General features: G+C 66.7%; 19 protein-coding genes. 10 read left to right on the forward strand and 9 right to left on the reverse strand.

Annotated features, from left to right (window positions below):
- Window position 1: 1 nt before the first annotated feature.
- The 5 genes from A3K89_RS05625 (at window position 2) to A3K89_RS05645 (ending at window position 4,084) form a co-directional block, all read left to right on the forward strand.
- Window positions 2-838, forward strand: coding sequence for a metal ABC transporter ATP-binding protein (locus A3K89_RS05625; protein ID WP_068423123.1), 837 nt, complete (start codon window positions 2-4; stop codon window positions 836-838).
- Entirely contained in the window at window positions 835-1,713 is an 879-nt protein-coding gene (locus tag A3K89_RS05630) for a metal ABC transporter permease (RefSeq protein WP_068423126.1), read from the forward strand. The genes A3K89_RS05625 and A3K89_RS05630 overlap by 4 nt, the downstream gene beginning before the upstream one ends.
- 129 nt (window positions 1,714-1,842) lie before the next feature.
- Window positions 1,843-2,601, forward strand: a complete 759-nt coding sequence (locus A3K89_RS05635) for a LamB/YcsF family protein (protein WP_068423129.1) — start codon at window positions 1,843-1,845, stop codon at window positions 2,599-2,601.
- Window positions 2,601-3,203 (forward strand): 5-oxoprolinase subunit B family protein, encoded by a 603-nt coding sequence (locus A3K89_RS05640; protein ID WP_068423131.1) that lies wholly within the window; start codon window positions 2,601-2,603, stop codon window positions 3,201-3,203. The genes A3K89_RS05635 and A3K89_RS05640 overlap by 1 nt, the downstream gene beginning before the upstream one ends.
- Window positions 3,200-4,084, forward strand: a complete 885-nt coding sequence (locus tag A3K89_RS05645; RefSeq protein ID WP_068423133.1) for a biotin-dependent carboxyltransferase family protein — start codon at window positions 3,200-3,202, stop codon at window positions 4,082-4,084. Before A3K89_RS05640 ends, A3K89_RS05645 begins: the two co-directional genes overlap by 4 nt.
- 35 nt (window positions 4,085-4,119) lie before the next feature.
- Here A3K89_RS05645 and rlmB read toward each other — a convergent pair whose 3' ends face one another.
- Genes rlmB through carD form a run of 5 tightly spaced genes read right to left on the reverse strand, consistent with a single transcriptional unit; the run spans window position 4,120 to window position 8,184 of the window.
- The gene (gene rlmB / locus A3K89_RS05650; protein ID WP_068423136.1) at window positions 4,120-5,091 is read right to left on the reverse strand and encodes a 23S rRNA (guanosine(2251)-2'-O)-methyltransferase RlmB; all 972 of its coding nucleotides are present in this window, start codon (window positions 5,089-5,091) and stop codon (window positions 4,120-4,122) included.
- On the reverse strand, window positions 5,091-6,506 hold the full coding sequence (gene cysS / locus A3K89_RS05655; RefSeq protein WP_068423301.1) for a cysteine--tRNA ligase: 1,416 nt from the start codon (window positions 6,504-6,506) through the stop codon (window positions 5,091-5,093). Before cysS ends, rlmB begins: the two co-directional genes overlap by 1 nt.
- A gap of 23 nt (window positions 6,507-6,529) precedes the next feature.
- Window positions 6,530-6,994, reverse strand: coding sequence for a 2-C-methyl-D-erythritol 2,4-cyclodiphosphate synthase (gene ispF, locus A3K89_RS05660; protein WP_068423138.1), 465 nt, complete (start codon window positions 6,992-6,994; stop codon window positions 6,530-6,532).
- Window positions 6,991-7,680, reverse strand: a complete 690-nt coding sequence (ispD, locus tag A3K89_RS05665) for a 2-C-methyl-D-erythritol 4-phosphate cytidylyltransferase (RefSeq protein WP_068423140.1) — start codon at window positions 7,678-7,680, stop codon at window positions 6,991-6,993. The genes ispF and ispD overlap by 4 nt, the downstream gene beginning before the upstream one ends.
- A 15-nt stretch (window positions 7,681-7,695) precedes the next feature.
- Window positions 7,696-8,184, reverse strand: a complete 489-nt coding sequence (carD, locus tag A3K89_RS05670) for an RNA polymerase-binding transcription factor CarD (RefSeq protein ID WP_068423143.1) — start codon at window positions 8,182-8,184, stop codon at window positions 7,696-7,698.
- A gap of 315 nt (window positions 8,185-8,499) precedes the next feature.
- Between carD and A3K89_RS05675 the strand changes: the two genes are divergently transcribed.
- Genes A3K89_RS05675 through disA form a run of 3 tightly spaced genes read left to right on the forward strand, consistent with a single transcriptional unit; the run spans window position 8,500 to window position 11,777 of the window.
- Window positions 8,500-9,177: a hypothetical protein gene (locus A3K89_RS05675; RefSeq protein ID WP_068423304.1), complete on the forward strand. Its 678-nt coding sequence runs from the start codon at window positions 8,500-8,502 to the stop codon at window positions 9,175-9,177.
- Between the two features lie 37 nt (window positions 9,178-9,214).
- Window positions 9,215-10,624, forward strand: a complete 1,410-nt coding sequence (gene radA / locus A3K89_RS05680; protein ID WP_068423146.1) for a DNA repair protein RadA — start codon at window positions 9,215-9,217, stop codon at window positions 10,622-10,624.
- Window positions 10,625-10,679: 55 nt separating this feature from the next.
- Window positions 10,680-11,777, forward strand: a complete 1,098-nt coding sequence (disA, locus tag A3K89_RS05685; RefSeq protein ID WP_114332007.1) for a DNA integrity scanning diadenylate cyclase DisA — start codon at window positions 10,680-10,682, stop codon at window positions 11,775-11,777.
- A 7-nt stretch (window positions 11,778-11,784) separates the two neighbouring features.
- Here disA and A3K89_RS05690 read toward each other — a convergent pair whose 3' ends face one another.
- Complete coding sequence (locus A3K89_RS05690) at window positions 11,785-12,531, reverse strand: hypothetical protein (RefSeq protein WP_068423151.1); 747 nt, start codon at window positions 12,529-12,531, stop codon at window positions 11,785-11,787.
- 76 nt (window positions 12,532-12,607) lie between these two features.
- The gene (locus A3K89_RS05695) at window positions 12,608-13,231 is read right to left on the reverse strand and encodes a carbonic anhydrase (RefSeq protein WP_068423306.1); all 624 of its coding nucleotides are present in this window, start codon (window positions 13,229-13,231) and stop codon (window positions 12,608-12,610) included.
- Window positions 13,232-13,300: 69 nt separating this feature from the next.
- On the opposite strand from A3K89_RS05695, the gene A3K89_RS05700 reads away from it, so the two are divergent.
- Window positions 13,301-14,176: an A/G-specific adenine glycosylase gene (locus A3K89_RS05700; protein WP_068423154.1), complete on the forward strand. Its 876-nt coding sequence runs from the start codon at window positions 13,301-13,303 to the stop codon at window positions 14,174-14,176.
- A 6-nt stretch (window positions 14,177-14,182) separates the two neighbouring features.
- On the opposite strand, the gene A3K89_RS05705 is transcribed toward A3K89_RS05700, so the two are convergent.
- Both A3K89_RS05705 and A3K89_RS05710 read right to left on the reverse strand, forming a co-directional pair.
- Window positions 14,183-14,989 (reverse strand): alpha/beta fold hydrolase, encoded by an 807-nt coding sequence (locus tag A3K89_RS05705; RefSeq protein WP_068423157.1) that lies wholly within the window; start codon window positions 14,987-14,989, stop codon window positions 14,183-14,185.
- Window positions 14,990-14,994: 5 nt separating this feature from the next.
- Window positions 14,995-15,732 carry an alpha/beta fold hydrolase gene (locus tag A3K89_RS05710; RefSeq protein WP_068423309.1) on the reverse strand — a complete coding sequence of 246 codons (738 nt, stop codon included), beginning with the start codon at window positions 15,730-15,732 and terminating at the stop codon, window positions 14,995-14,997.
- A 35-nt stretch (window positions 15,733-15,767) separates the two neighbouring features.
- Here A3K89_RS05710 and mhuD point away from each other — a divergent pair, with 35 nt between their 5' ends.
- Window positions 15,768-16,076 (forward strand): mycobilin-forming heme oxygenase MhuD, encoded by a 309-nt coding sequence (gene mhuD, locus A3K89_RS05715; RefSeq protein WP_068423160.1) that lies wholly within the window; start codon window positions 15,768-15,770, stop codon window positions 16,074-16,076.
- Window position 16,077: the final 1 nt, after the last annotated feature.

A 16,077-nucleotide genomic window follows, 5' to 3' on the forward strand; every position in this document is an offset into this window, starting at 1 on the left:
CATGTCTGCTGTAGAACTGCGTGACGCCGGTCTGGCGTTCGGCGAACGCACGCTGTGGCAGAACCTCGACCTCACCGTCGAAAGCGGTGAGTTCGTGGCGATCCTCGGCCCCAACGGGTCGGGCAAGACCTCGCTTCTCAAGGTCCTGCTCGGCCAGAACCACCTGACGCACGGTACGGCCACGATCGCGGGCGAGCCCGTGCGTCGCGGGCAATCCGGCGTCGGATACGTCCCTCAGCAACGCAGCATCGACGACGGTCTCCCCCTGCGCGGAAGAGACCTCGTCGGGCTCGGCTGGGACGGCCACCAGTGGGGCGTCGGACTCCGCGGCATGCGCGAGCGCAAACGCATCGTGCAGAACGCGATCGACCAGGTCGATGCAGGCGCGTTCGCCGGTGCACCCGTCGGCACGATGTCCGGCGGCGAGCAGCAACGACTGCGGATCGCGCAGGCGCTCGTCGGCGATCCGTCCGTTCTGCTGTGCGACGAGCCCCTGCTCAGCCTCGACCTCGCGAACCAACAACTCGTGTCCGGACTGATCGATCGCCGACGCCGGGAGCACGACACCGCGGTCCTGTTCGTCACCCACGAGATCAATCCGATTTTGCCGCTCGTGGATCGGATCGTGTACATCGTCGACGGCAGATTCCGCATCGGGACACCCACGGAGGTCATGACCACCGAGGTGCTGTCGGAGTTGTACGGCACCGAGGTCGAGGTACTGCACGTGCGCGGGCGACTCGTCGTCGTCGGTACCGGAGATTCCATCGATGCGCTCGGAACCGCAGGCGCCCACCACCCGCCCACGCCAGAGACACCAGGAACGAACCCGGCATGAACGACAAGGTGACCGACGCCTTCTCCAAGATCTTCGACTTCAGCACCACCGCGAACCTGCTGAGCTACGACTTCGTCCAGAGCGCGCTGATCGCTGCCGCCATCCTCGGTCTGCTCGCGGGTGCGCTCGGGCCGCTGATCGTCAGCAGGCAGTGGGCGTTCGCCGTGCACGGGTCGTCGGAGTTGTCGCTGACGGGTGCCTCCGCGGCGCTGCTCGTCGGCATCACCGTCGGCCTCGGTGCGATCGTCGGTTCGGTCGTCGCGGCCATCATGTTCGCGCTACTGGGCTCCAAGGCCCGCGATCGCGACTCGGTCATCGGCGTCATCATGTCCTTCGGACTCGGCCTGTCGGTGTTGTTCATCTGGCTGTATCCGGGTCGAACCGGGACGAGCTTCTCGCTGCTGATCGGCCAGATCGTCGGCGTCGGGCAGAGCGGTCTGCAGCTGCTGCTGATCTGCGCTGCCGTCGTCCTCGTCGTCTTGGCCATCGTCTACCGACCGTTGCTCTTCGCCAGCACCGATCCGGAGGTCGCTCTCGCTCGTGGCGTCCCGGTTCGCGGCTTGGCTGTCGTCTTCGCCGTGCTGGTCGGCGTCGCCTGCGCTCTCGGTGTACAGATCGTCGGAGCGCTGCTCGTGCTGTCACTGCTGATCACGCCTGCCGCAGCCGCCGCTCGCGTCACCGCCAGCCCGCTGAAGGCGACGCTGCTGTCGATCGCGTTCGCGGAGACCGCAGCTGTCGGCGGCATTCTGCTGTCCCTCGCCCCCGGGGTCCCGGTCTCGACCTTCGTCACCACCATCTCGTTCGTGATCTACCTGGTCTGCCGGGCCATCGGGTCGCGTCGGAAAGCGAATTCGGGGCGGGTTCTGTCGGCCTGATCTCCCCTGTCGTGACCGAATGTCACGTTCGGTCACTCAGAGTGACCGAAGGCCGCCCTCGCTGGCATCCGGCACCCCGGCTTGCCGTCGCGACCCCCGATCATCGCTTCCGACCTAGACTTGTCCACGATGCCTTCCATCGACTTGAACTCGGACCTCGGCGAGAGCTTCGGCACCTGGAAACTCGGCGACGACGATGCCGTGCTGTCCGTCGTCACCAGCGCCAACGTCGCCTGTGGCTTCCACGCGGGCGATCCCCGCACCATTCTCGACACATGCCGCGCGGCCACCGAGAACGCCGTGCGCATCGGGGCTCAGGTCGGCTATCGAGATCTGGCCGGGTTCGGCCGCCGCTTCATCGACATGGACCCGTCGGATCTCACCGCGGACGTTCTCTATCAGATGGGCGCGCTCGACGGCCTCGCGCAGGCGTCGGGTTCGGCGATCGCCTACGTCAAGCCGCACGGTGCGCTGTACAACGCGATCGTGACGCACCGCGAGCAAGCCCGGGCCGTCGTCGACGCCGTGAGGTCCTACGATCCGACGCTTCCCGTCCTCGGCCTACCGGGTTCCGTCTACCTCGACGAGGCCCGTGCCGTCGGATTGCGCACGGTGACCGAGGCATTCGCCGACCGCGCGTACACGCCGTCGGGCGAACTCGTGTCCCGTCGGAACGACGGTGCCGTGCTCACGGATCCGGCAGAAGTAGCACGACGCGTACTGCGGATGGTTCAGGAAGGCGTCGTCGAGGCGGTCGACGGATCGACCGTGGCCGTCGACGCCGAATCGATCTGTGTGCACGGTGATTCACCCGGCGCCGTCGAGATGGCCGTTGCCATCCAGAAGATCCTGTCCGACAACGACATCGACATCTCCGCCTTCGTCTGATGATCGAGCACGATTGCGGGGACAGGGCCCTTCTCGTCGAGTTCGAGAACCTCGCCGAGACGATGACGTGGCATCGGGCCTTGGCCGCGAGCGGAATCGACGACGTCGAAGACCTGGTCCCGGCGGCGCGAACGATTCTGGTGCGACACACAGGAAACCGAGATCGCGTCGTCTCATGGGTTCGCAGCACCGAGCCCGCCGACGTCGACGCGACGTCCGATGCCGAACCGGTAGTCGTTCCCGTCACCTACGACGGCGAGGATCTGGGCGACGTCGCCGACGCCATGGGAATGTCTGCGCAAGAGGTGATTTCGGCTCATACCGAACAGACTTGGACCGTCGCGTTCGGCGGTTTCGCACCTGGATTCGGATATCTCGTCGGCACGACCGACCGCCTGCACGTGCCCCGAAGAACAACCCCGCGTACGACGGTTCCCGCCGGAGCCGTCGGCCTGGCCGGTGAATTCTCCGGAATCTATCCGCGCAGCTCCCCTGGCGGTTGGCAACTGATCGGCAGAACCGACGCGGTTCTGTGGGACCCACAGCGCGAACCACCGGCCCTTCTGTGCCCCGGGGTGACCGTCCGGTTCGAGGCGCGATGACGGCGATCGAGATTCTCGAACCCGGGCCGTTGTGCACGATCCAGGATCGAGGTCGGGTCGGATACTCGTCGATCGGCGTCGGACGGTCGGGGGCAGCCGACATTCGTGCGCATGATGCAGCAAATCGTTTGGTGGGCAACGCCGTCGATGCCGCGACCCTCGAAGTGACCATGGGCGGATTCCGTGCGCGTGTACACGGTCACGCGTCGATCGCCGTCACGGGCGCCGAAGGCCCCATCACCGTGAACGGCACACCGGATGCTCTCTACACCACGCTCGATCTTGCCGATGGCGACGAACTGGCCGTCGGCACACCGACATTCGGGCTACGAACGTACATCGCGATACGTGGCGGATTCGATGTGGAGCCCGTGTTGGGATCGAGGTCGACCGACACGATGTCGGGGCTCGGGCCGTCGCCTCTCGAATCGGGCGACGTCGTCGCAGTCGGATGCGACGTATCGGGATGGCCTGCAATCGATTTCGCCCCGCCTCCCGAACGTGCGAAAGCAGTCGCCTCGGTCATCCTCGGCCCGCGCGCCGACTGGTTCACCGAACTCGCGGTGAACCTGCTCTATCAGCAGCACTGGTCGGTCACGTCGGACTCGAACCGCGTCGGCATACGGCTCGACGGCGGTCGGCCTCTCGAAAGAGCGAGTGCAGGCGAATTGCCCAGCGAGGGCATGGTTCCCGGTGCGCTGCAGGTCCCTCCCGACGGCAAGCCGGTGCTGTTTCTCGCCGACCATCCGGTGACCGGAGGCTATCCCGTCATCGGTGTCGTCGCGTCCGAGGACCTGCCCGTCCTCGGACAGCTCAGGCCTGGCGACAGCCTGCGTTTCCGTCCGCGTCCGTGGGCGCCTGCGGCACCCGTGCGCGGATAGTTCGACCCTGGTGCAACCAACCACGCACGGGCGCGTCAGCGCCTACGCTGCCGCGCGATGTCCGCGAGCACGACGCCCGCAGCCACCGATGCGTTGAGCGATTCGACCGGCCCTGCCATCGGGATGGACAGGATGTGATCGCAGTTCTCGCGGACGAGGCGAGACAGTCCCTTGCCCTCCGAACCGACGACGATCGCGACGGGACCGGTGCCGTCGAACTCGTCGAGCGTCGTGTCGCCGCCCGCGTCGAGACCGACGATCGTGATGCCCTTGGTCTGCCAATCCTTCAGCGTGCGAGTCAGGTTCGTGGCCCGCGCGACGGGAAGTCGCGCTGCCGCGCCGGCACTGGTACGCCACGCGACCGCCGAGACGCTCGCGCTACGACGCTGCGGAATGACGACGCCGTGCCCACCGAACGCAGCAACGGATCGCACGACGGCACCGAGGTTGCGCGGGTCGGTGATGTTGTCGAGCGCGACGAGCAATGCAGGCTCCTGATGCGCACGTGCCGCACCGACGAGGTCGTCCGGATGCGCGTACCGGTACGGCGGCACCTGCAGCGCGAGACCCTGGTGCAGACCGTTGGCGCTGAGCTTGTCGAGATCGCTGCGCGGGACCTCGAGGATCGAGATGCCCGCGTCGGCCGCGCGCTGGACGCTCTCCTTGAGTCGGTCGTCGCTGTCGGTGCCGGTGGCGACCCACAGCGCCGTCGCGGGAACGCCCGCACGCAAGCATTCGACGACGGGGTTGCGTCCGAGTACGACCTCGGGTCCGTCGTCGTTCTTCCGGTTCGCGACGCGGCCTCCGCCCTGCCTGCCCTGGGACTGCGCAGCCTTCTCGGCGAGCTTGGCCCGACGCGCCGCGGGATGCTTCGTCCGTGCCTCGGCAGGAGGCGTCGCACCGCGTCCTTCGAGACCACGACGGCGGTTACCGCCGGAGCCGGCGACTTGCCCCTTCTTCGTGCCCGCTTTGCGAATTGCGCCGCGCCTACTGGAATTGCCTGCCATCACTGCCCTGCTTCGTCGGTACTGCTGGTTGCCCCGACGGACCATTCGGGCCCGTTGGGGGTGTCTGTCACGTCGATTCCCGCCTTCGCGAGGCGATCTCTGATCGCATCCGCGGTGGACCAGTCCTTGTCGACCTTCGCCTGTGCTCGGCGCTGGAGTTCTGCGTCCACGAGAACGCCGAGGGCTCCGACGACGGCATCGCTGTCGCGAGTGCCGCTGTCCCAGTGCGGATCGAGCGGATCGACGCCGAGGATCGAGAGCATCGCCCTGACTTTCGACGCCTGCTCGACGGCCCCCTGGAGGTCGCCGCTCTCCAGAGCGCTGTTGCCCGCCTTGACCGTCGCATGGACGGCGGCGAGAGCCTTGGGCACTCCGAGATCGTCGTTCAACGCGTCGGCGAAATCGTCGGTCCACGTTCCCAGCGGAACGTCGCCCGCACGTTCGACGGTACGTTTCACGAAACCTTCGATACCCCGGTACGTCACGGCTGCCGTCTGCAGCGCGTTGTCCGAGTACTCGAGCATCGACCGGTAGTGCGCGCTGCCGAGGTAGTACCGAAGTTCCTGCGGCCGAACGCTTTTCAGCACGTTCGGAACCGACAGCACGTTTCCGAGCGACTTGGACATCTTCTCGCCGCCCATCGTCACCCAGCCGTTGTGCAGCCAGTAGCGGCTGAAGCCGTCGCCGGCGGCCTTGCTCTGTGCCCGCTCGTTCTCGTGGTGCGGGAACACCAGATCCAGACCACCGCAGTGGATGTCGAAGTCGGAACCGAGATAGGCCTCGCACATCGCGGAGCATTCGAGGTGCCACCCGGGACGCCCGCGTCCCCACGGCGTCGGCCACGACGGCTCACCCGGCTTCGCGGCCTTCCACAGCGTGAAGTCCCTCGGGTCGCGCTTGCCCGCGGCCGCGCTCTCGCCCTGATGGACGTCGTCGAGCTTGTGACCGGACAGTGCACCGTAGTCCGGGAAGCTGACGACGTCGAAGTAGACGTCGCCCTCGGCGGCGTAGGCGTGGCCGGACTCGATCAGCCGCTCGATCAGCTCGACCATCTGCGTGATGTGCCCGGTTGCGCGCGGCTCGGCCGACGGCGGCAGCACACCCAGCTTGTCGTAGGCCCAGGTGAACGACCGCTCGTACGTCGCGGCCCACTCCCACCACGGGCGGCCTGCGTCGCGAGCCTTGTTCAGGATCTTGTCGTCGATGTCGGTGACGTTGCGGACGAAGGCGACGTCGTAATCGTGCGCGAGCAACCACCGCCGCAGCACGTCGAACGCGACTCCACTGCGCACGTGCCCGATGTGCGGTTCCCCCTGAACCGTTGCCCCACACAGATACACCGACGCATGGCCAGGGACCAAGGGGGTGAATTCCCGCAGGGCCCTCGTCTCGGTGTCGTACAGGTGAAGGGTCACGACCAGCAATGCTACCGGTGCATTTACTTCGTCATGACAAGTGCGGTCGCGACCGCCGCGATTCCCTCGCCACGACCGGTCAATCCCAATCCGTCGGTCGTCGTCGCCGAGACCGACACGGGCGCTCCGAGCACCGCGGACAGCGTCTCCTGGGCCTCGAGACGACGCGGGCCGATCTTCGGACGGTTTCCGATGATCTGCACTGCCGCGTTCCCGATCGTGAATCCGGCCTCGGTGAGCAGTCGACGTACCTCGGTCAGCATGGTTGCACCGCTGACGCCGTCCCACTCCGGCCGTCCGGTACCGAAGACCGAACCGAGATCGCCCAACCCGGCCGCGGACAGCAACGCGTCGCACAGCGCATGCGACGCGACGTCACCGTCGGAATGGCCGTCGAGCCCGTCGCCGTCCTCGAACAGCACACCGGCGAGCCAGCAGGGCCGACCCGGCGAAATGGGATGGACGTCGGTCCCGATACCGACCCTCATGAACGCTCCTGCCCCACCAGCGCCTCGGCCAGCAGCAGATCGTGTGGAGTGGTGACCTTGAATGCCAGCGGGTCACCGACGATGGTGTGGACGGTTTCGCCGAGTCGCTCGACGAGACCGGCGTCGTCCGTCGCGGAATCGCCTGCCTCGGCGTACGCGCGGGCCAGAAGTTCGGCGTCGAAACCCTGCGGTGTCTGAATTGCGCGAAGCCCGCTTCGATCCGGCGTGCCGACGACGGCACCCATGATGTCGACCGTCTTGACGGTGTCGGCGACCGGAATCGCCGGTACGACGGCGGCTCGTCCGGCACGCACCTCTGCGACGACGCGCGAGACGAGCGACGACGGTGTCAACGCTCGGGCCGCGTCGTGCACGAGAACGATGTCGGCGTCACCGGCCGCGGCCAAGCCGCATCGGACGGAATCCGTTCGTTCGCCTGCACCGGCGACGACCGTGATCTCGTCGAAGGAGCCCAGTAAGTCACCGGTCCGCTCGACCAGTTTCTCGGGAACCATGACGACGATGCGATCGACGGAACCCGATTCGACGAGGCCTTCGACCGAGCGCTCGAGGAGGGTCTTGCCCCCGACGGTCACGAACGCTTTGGGCTCTCCCAGACCGAGCCGAAGACCTCGGCCCGCCGCCGGAACGAGTGCGACGACGGGACCTGTGTTGGAACGAGCCACCTAAGCAGCTGTCACTCAGGAAGCCGCAGCGAGAACTTCGTCGAGAATCGTGTCGGCCTTGGCCTCGTCGGTTCCCTCGGCGAGAGCGAGCTCGCCGACCAGAATCTGACGCGCCTTGGCGAGCATGCGCTTCTCACCTGCGGAGAGACCACGATCCTGCTCACGACGCCACAGGTCACGAACGACCTCGGCAACCTTGTTGACGTCACCGGAGGCGAGCTTCTCGAGATTTGCCTTGTACCGGCGCGACCAGTTGGTCGGCTCTTCCGTGTGCGGAGCACGCAGAACCTGGAACACCTTGTCCAAGCCCTCCTGCCCGACGACGTCCCGGACGCCGACGTACTCGGCGTTGTCTGCAGGAACTCGAACGGTGAGATCGCCCTGAGCGACTTTGAGAACTAGGTACTCTTTCGGTTCACCCTTGATGGTGCGGGTTTCTATCGCTTCGATCAGCGCCGCTCCGTGATGGGGGTAAACGACGGTGTCTCCGACCTTGAAAATCATCTGTCCCGTGCCCCTTTCGATTTTCCGAGTTTACCACGCACCCAGATCAACGGCGCAGGTCAGGGGCACAGCGCGAACGTCGCAGGGGTTGACAGGACGGCCGGAACGTGTATCCGACACCCCCGCAATGGGTTCGGAAATACACGGTGTCGACGCAACAGCGACGAAACGAAACACGGGTGAACACGCCGGTCCCCGCCGGATCCGTCGACGCGATCGAAGCCCCAGCGAAGAACCTTCGGACGATGACTACTACTCTGCCTAGTGGACCTGACGTACCGGCTGGCCCGGACCGGCACAACTGGAGGACGACCCGTGACTGCGATCCAAGCTGCGACTGCGCACCGTAAGACCCGCCGACTGGTGGCGACGGCAGCCATTGCCGCCGGTGCCGCACTGACGCTGAGCGCCTGTGGCGCGGGCCAGATCTCCCAGACGGCGGATCAGGTCGCTGCCGTCAACGGCAACTCCGCCGACGTCGGAAACATCTCGGTGCGCAACGTACACGTCGTCTACCCGCAGTCCGAGGAGTACTCGATCGAGCCAGGCGGCAAGGTCGAGCTCGGCTTCATCGCCGTCAACAACAGCCCGAACAACTCCGACAAGCTGACCCGCATCGCGACGACGGCCGCGTCCTCGATCACCCTCGGCGAGGAGCCGGGCGGCACCGAGATCGAACCGCTCACCGCGCTCGGTGCAGGCGCTCCGGCCGACACGCAGCTCGACGACCCGCTGATCCCGCTGCAGCAGATCGTCGTCGAGCTCAACGGCATCGGTGAGGACGTGCGTCCCGGACTGACCGTCCCCGTCACGTTCACGTTCGAGAACGCAGGCGACGTCGAGGTTCTCGTTCCCGTCGACGCAGGCCCCGTCCTTCCGCGCAACGTCTCCGACAAGTCGCCCGTCGAGGCGGAGGCACACGGCGAGGCCGAGAGCGCCGAGCAGAGCATCGTCGAGACCGAGGTCGAAGAAGGCGCTGACGGCAACAACTGACAGTTCCTGTCGGTAGCCGCGTCTAACGTTCTCGATCGTGGCCAAGCTCAAGACGAATTACCGCTGTTCGGCCTGCCAGCACACGGTTGCCAAGTGGGTGGGTCGCTGCCCGGAGTGCGGTAGCTGGGGTTCGATGGACGAAGCCCCGATCCTCGCGCCCGTCGCCAGTCGGCCGGGTGCGTCGGGCCTCGGGGCGGGCAACACCCGGTCGGCGACGGCCGCGATGGTGCCCACCCTTCCCGCCACCGCACTCACGCAGGTCAGCAGTACCACCTCCCAGGCCAACTCCACTGGCATAGACGAGTTCGACCGCGTGCTCGGCGGCGGCCTCGTTCCCGGCTCCGTCGTGCTCCTCGCGGGCGAGCCGGGCGTCGGCAAATCCACCCTTCTGCTCGAGGTCGTGCACCGGTGGGCTCGCACCGGCGAGGACCGTCGCGCGCTGTACGTCACGGGTGAGGAGTCCGCAGGCCAGGTGCGCCTTCGCGCCGATCGCACCGGCGCCGTCCACCAGCGAGTCTTCCTCGCCGCCGAGTCCGACCTGGCGACGGTCTTCGGCCACGTCGAGCAGGTCAAGCCGAGCCTGCTGATCGTCGACTCCGTGCAGACCATGCTGGCAGCCGACGTGGACGGTGTCATCGGTGGTGTCACACAGGTCAAGGCCATCACCAGCGCGCTCACCTCGCTCGCCAAGACGACAGGCGTCGCCGTCCTGCTCATCGGACACGTCACCAAGGACGGTGCGGTCGCCGGTCCGCGGGCGCTCGAACATCTCGTCGACGTCGTCCTGCACTTCGAAGGCGACAAGCATTCGACGCTACGGATGATTCGCGGCATCAAGAACCGCTTCGGCGCCTCGGACGAGGTCGGCTGTTTCGAATTGCGCGACACCGGGATTCACGGCATATCCGATCCGTCCGGGCTGTTTCTCCACCACCGCACCGAAGCCGTTCCCGGCACCGCTGTCACGGTCACGATGGACGGCAAGCGTCCCCTGCTCGCCGAACTGCAGGCACTCGTCGTCGACACTCAGATGCCGTCGCCGCGCCGCGCCGTCAGCGGCCTCGAATCCGCCCGCGTGGCCATGATCCTCGCCGTCCTCGAACGTCGTTGCGGCATCAAGATGTCCAAGAGCGAGGTGTACGCCGCGACCGTCGGCGGCATGAAGACCACCGAGCCGGCAGCCGATCTCGCGCTCGCGGCAGCACTCGCGTCGGCCGTCACCGACAGGCCGCTGCCGTCGGGCGTCGTCATCCTGGGCGAGGTCGGACTCGCGGGAGAGGTCCGTCGCGTGTCGGGGCTGGGGCGTCGGCTCGCCGAAGCGTCGCGGCTCGGTTTTACCCGAGCCATCACGCCCGAACACGACGACACGGTGCCCGCCGGAATGAAGGTCCACGCCGTCACCAATCTCGGTGAAGCATTGAACTCGGTAACAATGCGGGCCGTATGACCCCGGCGGCGTACCCTCTACCTGCGAGACTGTGACACAACACGAGGGGATGAACATGGACGTATCCGCGCGCGACACCACGTCATCTCCGGCACTCCGGGACACCATTGCACGTCTCGCGCCCGGCACGGCCCTGCGCGACGGCCTGGAGCGCATCCTGCGCGGCCGCACGGGCGGTCTCATCGTGCTGGGCTACGACGACGAGGTCGAGGCCATCTGCGACGGCGGATTCGAGCTGGATGTCGAGTTCTCACCGACGCGGCTGCGCGAGCTGTCGAAGATGGACGGCGCGGTCGTCCTGTCCACCGACGGCCGACGGATCGTCCGGTCCAATGTGCAACTTGTTCCCGATCACAAGATCGCGACGGTCGAATCCGGCACCCGGCATCGGGCCGCCGAGCGGACCGCGATGCAGACCGGCTATCCGGTCGTCTCGGTCAGCCAGTCGATGAGCATCGTCAGCGTCTACGTCGCCGGCATACGCCACGTGGTCGAGGGTTCGGCCACGATCCTCTCCCGGGCCAATCAGGCCGTCGCGACGCTCGAACGGTACAAGGCGCGCCTCGACGAGAACACGCGTCAGCTGTCCGTCGTCGAGATCGAGGACTTCGTGACGCTACGTGACGCTCTGACCGTCGCGCAGAGGCTGGAGATGGTGCGGCGCGTGTCCGTGGAGATCGAGCAGAACGTCCTCGAACTCGGTACGGACGGTAGGCAATTGGCCCTACAACTCGAAGAACTCCTCGGCGACAACGATGCCGATCGACAGCTGATCGTTCGCGACTATCTCGCCGGTGCGGAACCGTCCGACACGGTCGCCGTCGAGAAGGCACTCGCTGCCCTCGACAAACTGACGGACGTGGACCTACTGGATCTGACGACGCTCGCGCGGGCGTTCGGCTACCCGGGCACGATCGAGGCACTCGATACCCCGATGAACCCGCGCGGCTACCGGGTGTTGACGCGTGTGCCCCGGCTGCAGTTCGGCCAGATCCACCGGCTCGTCGGCTCGTTCGGAACGCTGCAGGGTCTGCTCGCCGCGACCGCAGCCGACCTGCAATCGGTCGACGGCATCGGCGGACTGTGGGCCCGTCATATACGAGAAGGCCTCTCGCGTCTCGCGGAGGCCTCCATCGCCGGACCGTACGACTAGCGAACTCTCAGGTCATGTTGAACGGCTCGGGCGAGCTGCGCAGCTCGCCGAGCTGAGCGATCACCTTGTACGAGCCGACGCCCACCGGGATGCGCTCCTCGCCGCATCCGGGCACCGAGTTCGTGCCCGACCACTTGACCGTGAAGCCTGCCTGCTCGCCCGGCTTGAACGTCCGCAGGTCGGACTGTGCGTCGGGGAAGCAGTCGGTGTTGGACCAGATGCGCTGATCGTCGAGCGTGTAGACGAGGGCCTGCTGGAGGCCTGCGCCGACGTCGCGCTGGCATTCCGTCGAGCTGATGTTCGTGATGACGACCGTGAACCCGGGCTCTTCTCCGACGCGGTACGACGGCTTGTCGGGCGTCGCCTTGATGGCCAGGCTCTGATCCGAGCACTGGTTCGCGGGAGCAGGCGCGCCTGCAGGAGCGGCCGCGGACGAGCTGGTGCTTCCGTTGCCGGCCGCTGTATTGCCGGAACCGTTCCCCGAACCACTGTCCGAGGAGCCGCTGCCCGAACCGCCGGACCCGCCGCCCGACGAGGCCGGTTGAGACGGCGTCGCCGATGCACTCGGCGTCGTGGGCGCCGGTGTCGTCGCGACGACACCGGCGGGCTCGGCTTGCGGAGGCTCGTCGTTACCACCGCCGAGAGACGAGATGAACCACACGATCAAACCGAGCACCACGACGGCTGCGCCGATGGCGAGAGCTCGGCGACGCCAATAGATTTCGGGAGGCAAAGGCCCGGTCGGTTGCAACACAGAACAACCGTAAACGCCAGCAGCTACCTATCCCTGAAGCACACGCGGCGTGTCGCGAAGCCGATACGCCTGAACGCTAGGGCTGCTCGCCGATGTCGCCGATGACCGCGCGCAACTGCGCCTTGCCCTCCGACAACTGGTAGGTGAGACCGACGATCGCGACCTGCCCCGACTCGACCTTCTCCGCGATGATGCGAGAGCGCTCCATCAGCAGTTTGCCGGTCTCCTCGACGTGGCGACGCTCGAACTCGTCGGCAGCATTCTGACCGTCTCGACGAGCCGACAGCACCGACGGCGTGACCCGCTCGACGACGTCGCGGATGTAGCCTCCCGGTGTGTCTCCGGACTCGAGCGCGTCGACCGTCGCCCGTACCGCACCGCAGCTGTCGTGGCCGAGCACGACGATCAGCGGGACGCCGAGGACCGCGACGCCGTATTCGATGGAACCGAGGACGGCGGAGTCGATGACATGACCTGCCGTACGTACGACGAACATGTCGCCGAGGCCCTGGTCGAAGATGATCTCCGCGGCGACGCGGGAGTCGGCGCAGCCGAACAGCACGGCACCCGGGTGCTGACCTTCCGTCAGACGGGTCCGATCGTCGATTCCCTGACTGGGGTGCAACGACTCGCCGTCGACGAAGCGCTGGTTACCCTCCTTGAGAGACTTCCATGCTGAAACTGGATTGGTAGCAGGCATGGACCCCATTGTGCCCCGGCCCACCGTTACCGGCGAGTCGGGTCCGCTGCAGAAAGGTGCGCAGAGCAGGTGCCGATCGATACGGACGCATTGCTCGGATGGTTCGACACCGAGGAACGCGATCTTCCCTGGCGCCGCCCCGGCGTCACGGCCTGGCAGATCCTGATGAGCGAGATCATGCTGCAGCAGACGCCGGTGTCCCGCGTCGCGCCGATCTGGGCGGAGTGGGTGGAGCGGTGGCCGGTGCCGTCGAAGATGGCCGCGTCGAGCCAGGCCGAGGTGCTGCGCGCATGGGGCAAGCTCGGGTACCCGCGTCGCGCACTGCGATTGCACGAGTGCGCGGGCGTACTCGCCGCGGAGCACGGTGACGTCGTTCCCGACGACGTCGACACACTCCTGAGCCTCCCCGGAATCGGCGCCTACACCGCGCGCGCCGTGGCCTGTTTCGCCTACGGACAGCGAGTTCCCGTCGTGGACACCAATGTTCGACGCGTCGTCGCGCGGGCGGCTCATGGCGCCGCCGAGCCGGGCAATCCCTCGACCACGCGCGATCTGGCCGACGTCGAGGCCATACTGCCGATCGAACGAACGAGGGCTGCACGCTGTTCGGCCGCGTTGATGGAACTCGGAGCATTGATCTGCACGGCGAAGAATCCGGCATGCCTGCTGTGCCCGCTGCCGAAGTGCTCGTGGATCGAAGCAGGTCGACCCGCCTACACCGGACCGCCGAAGAAAGTGCAGAAGTTCGCCGGCACCGACCGTCAGGTGCGCGGCAAGCTGATGGCGGTGCTCCGCGAGAGCGACGGCCCCGTCGAACGCGCCGAACTCGACGTCGTCTGGCTCAGCGATCCGGGCCAGCGGGACCGAGCACTGGACTCGCTGCTCGTCGACGGGTTGGTCGAACAGACCGAATCGGGCCTGTTCGCTCTCGCCGGCGAGGGGTAGTGCGCGTCAGCGCAGAAAGTCCACGAGCAGCGAGTTGACGACGTCCGGACGTTCCAGGTAGCCGAAATGCCCTGCGTCCGAGACCTCTTCGTATCGCGCGCCCGGAATGGACTGCGCCACTTCACGGCTCAGATGCACGGGGATGAGACGGTCGTCGGCGAACCCGACGACCATCGTCTTCGCGGAGATTCTGCGGTACGCCGTCAGCCGCTCCGACCCGGCGCGCATCTCCAACCCGATCTGCGCCCGCTTGCCCGCGCTCGGCGCACCTCCCGAGTACTCGAGCACGGCGAGCCAGTCACCGATCGCGGTGTCGTCCCGCAACGTCGCGGGCGAGAAGTTGTTCATCGCGGTGATCGCAGCACGATAGCTGTCGGGCAACGTGATTCCGGCGTCGTACAGATCTCGCTCACCGCGCGACAGCGCCTTCTGCATCGCCGACGCCCGGCCGTACGTTGCCATCATGACAGCGTGCGACACGAGGTCCGGGCGCGCGAGAGCGAGTTCCTGCGTGACGCGTGCGCCCATCGACGTCCCGACGACGCGTGCGCGCATTCCGCCGAGGTGCTCGATCAACGCGGCGGTGTCGGCCACGAGGTCGTCGAGTACGAACCCTTCACCGCATTCCGAGGACGGTGCGATTCCGCGGTTGTCGAACGTGACGACGGTGTACCCGGCTGCCGTCAGAGCGGGCACCTGATGCGTCTTCCACACCCGGCCAGGGCTTCCGGATCCCATGACCAGCACGACGAGGGGCCCACTGCCCGCGACGTCGTAGTTGATTTCGATACCGTTCAGTCTCGCCGTCGACATTCGCGTCACTGTAGTCGGCGCAGGAACTCCTCCACCGCCTGCCGGTAGACCGTCGGTTGCTCGTCGTGGACGAGGTGCGCCGCTCCCGCGACGCACACGTAGGTCGACATGGGGTTCCGGCGATGCATTTCCGTCATCTGACCCGCAGGTGTGATCCCGAACTCACCCTCGATCAGCAGACTGGGCGCACGGACGGCATCCCACTCGTCCCAGAAGTGCCGCGTGCCCCACTCCTGCGAGATCTTCTCGAACGTCGACACGTCACCGTGCAGATGGTAACCGTCGTCGCGACGCAGAAAGGAGTCCCGAAAGTATTGTCCCGCAACGTCTCCGAAGTACCGGTCGACGGCATCCGCGTCGGGAAACGGTTGCGGCCACCGACGGATCATCGCCGCCCACGCGTCGGCGGTTCGGCCGCGGAAGTCCGGCGCGATGTCCTCGACGACCACGCCCGACACGAGATCGGGGCGGGCGGCTGCGAGACACATTCCGTGCAGTGACCCCATCGAATGACCGATCAGCACCGTCGATCCGAGGTGCCGGACGTGCTCGATCAGATCCTCGACGAACGCCTCCGTGGTGAGGTCCGACGGCGGCGGCCTGCGATGACCCGGTGCGTCGTAGGTGTAGACGTGCCCGAACTCTCGCAACCACGGAACCTGACGACGCCACGTGCCCGCACTGCCCATCAGTCCGTGCAGCAGCAGAAGCGGTCGCCCCGTCCCACCCTCGTCGTACAGCACCATTGGAACTGTAATAGGGCGAGTAGCCTTCGAGCATGGCAGTCGTGAAGATCAACGCAATCGAGGTCCCCGAGGGCGCAGGCGCCGAGCTGGAGAAGCGCTTCGCCGCCCGAGCCGGAGCCGTCGAGAATTCTCCGGGTTTCCTCGGATTCCAGCTCCTGCGCCCGGTCAAGGGCGAGAACCGCTACTTCGTCGTGACGCAGTGGGAGACCGAAGAGGCCTTCCAGGAGTGGGCGTCGGGACCGTCACGGGCGGCACATGCAGGCGAGCGGGCCAAACCGGTGTCCAGCGGTGCGTCACTGCTCGAGTTCGAGGTCGTGCTCGACGTCGCCGCCAAGAGCTGAC

The organism is Rhodococcoides kyotonense (assembly GCF_001645385.1).
GTDB lineage: Bacteria > Actinomycetota > Actinomycetes > Mycobacteriales > Mycobacteriaceae > Rhodococcoides > Rhodococcoides kyotonensis_B.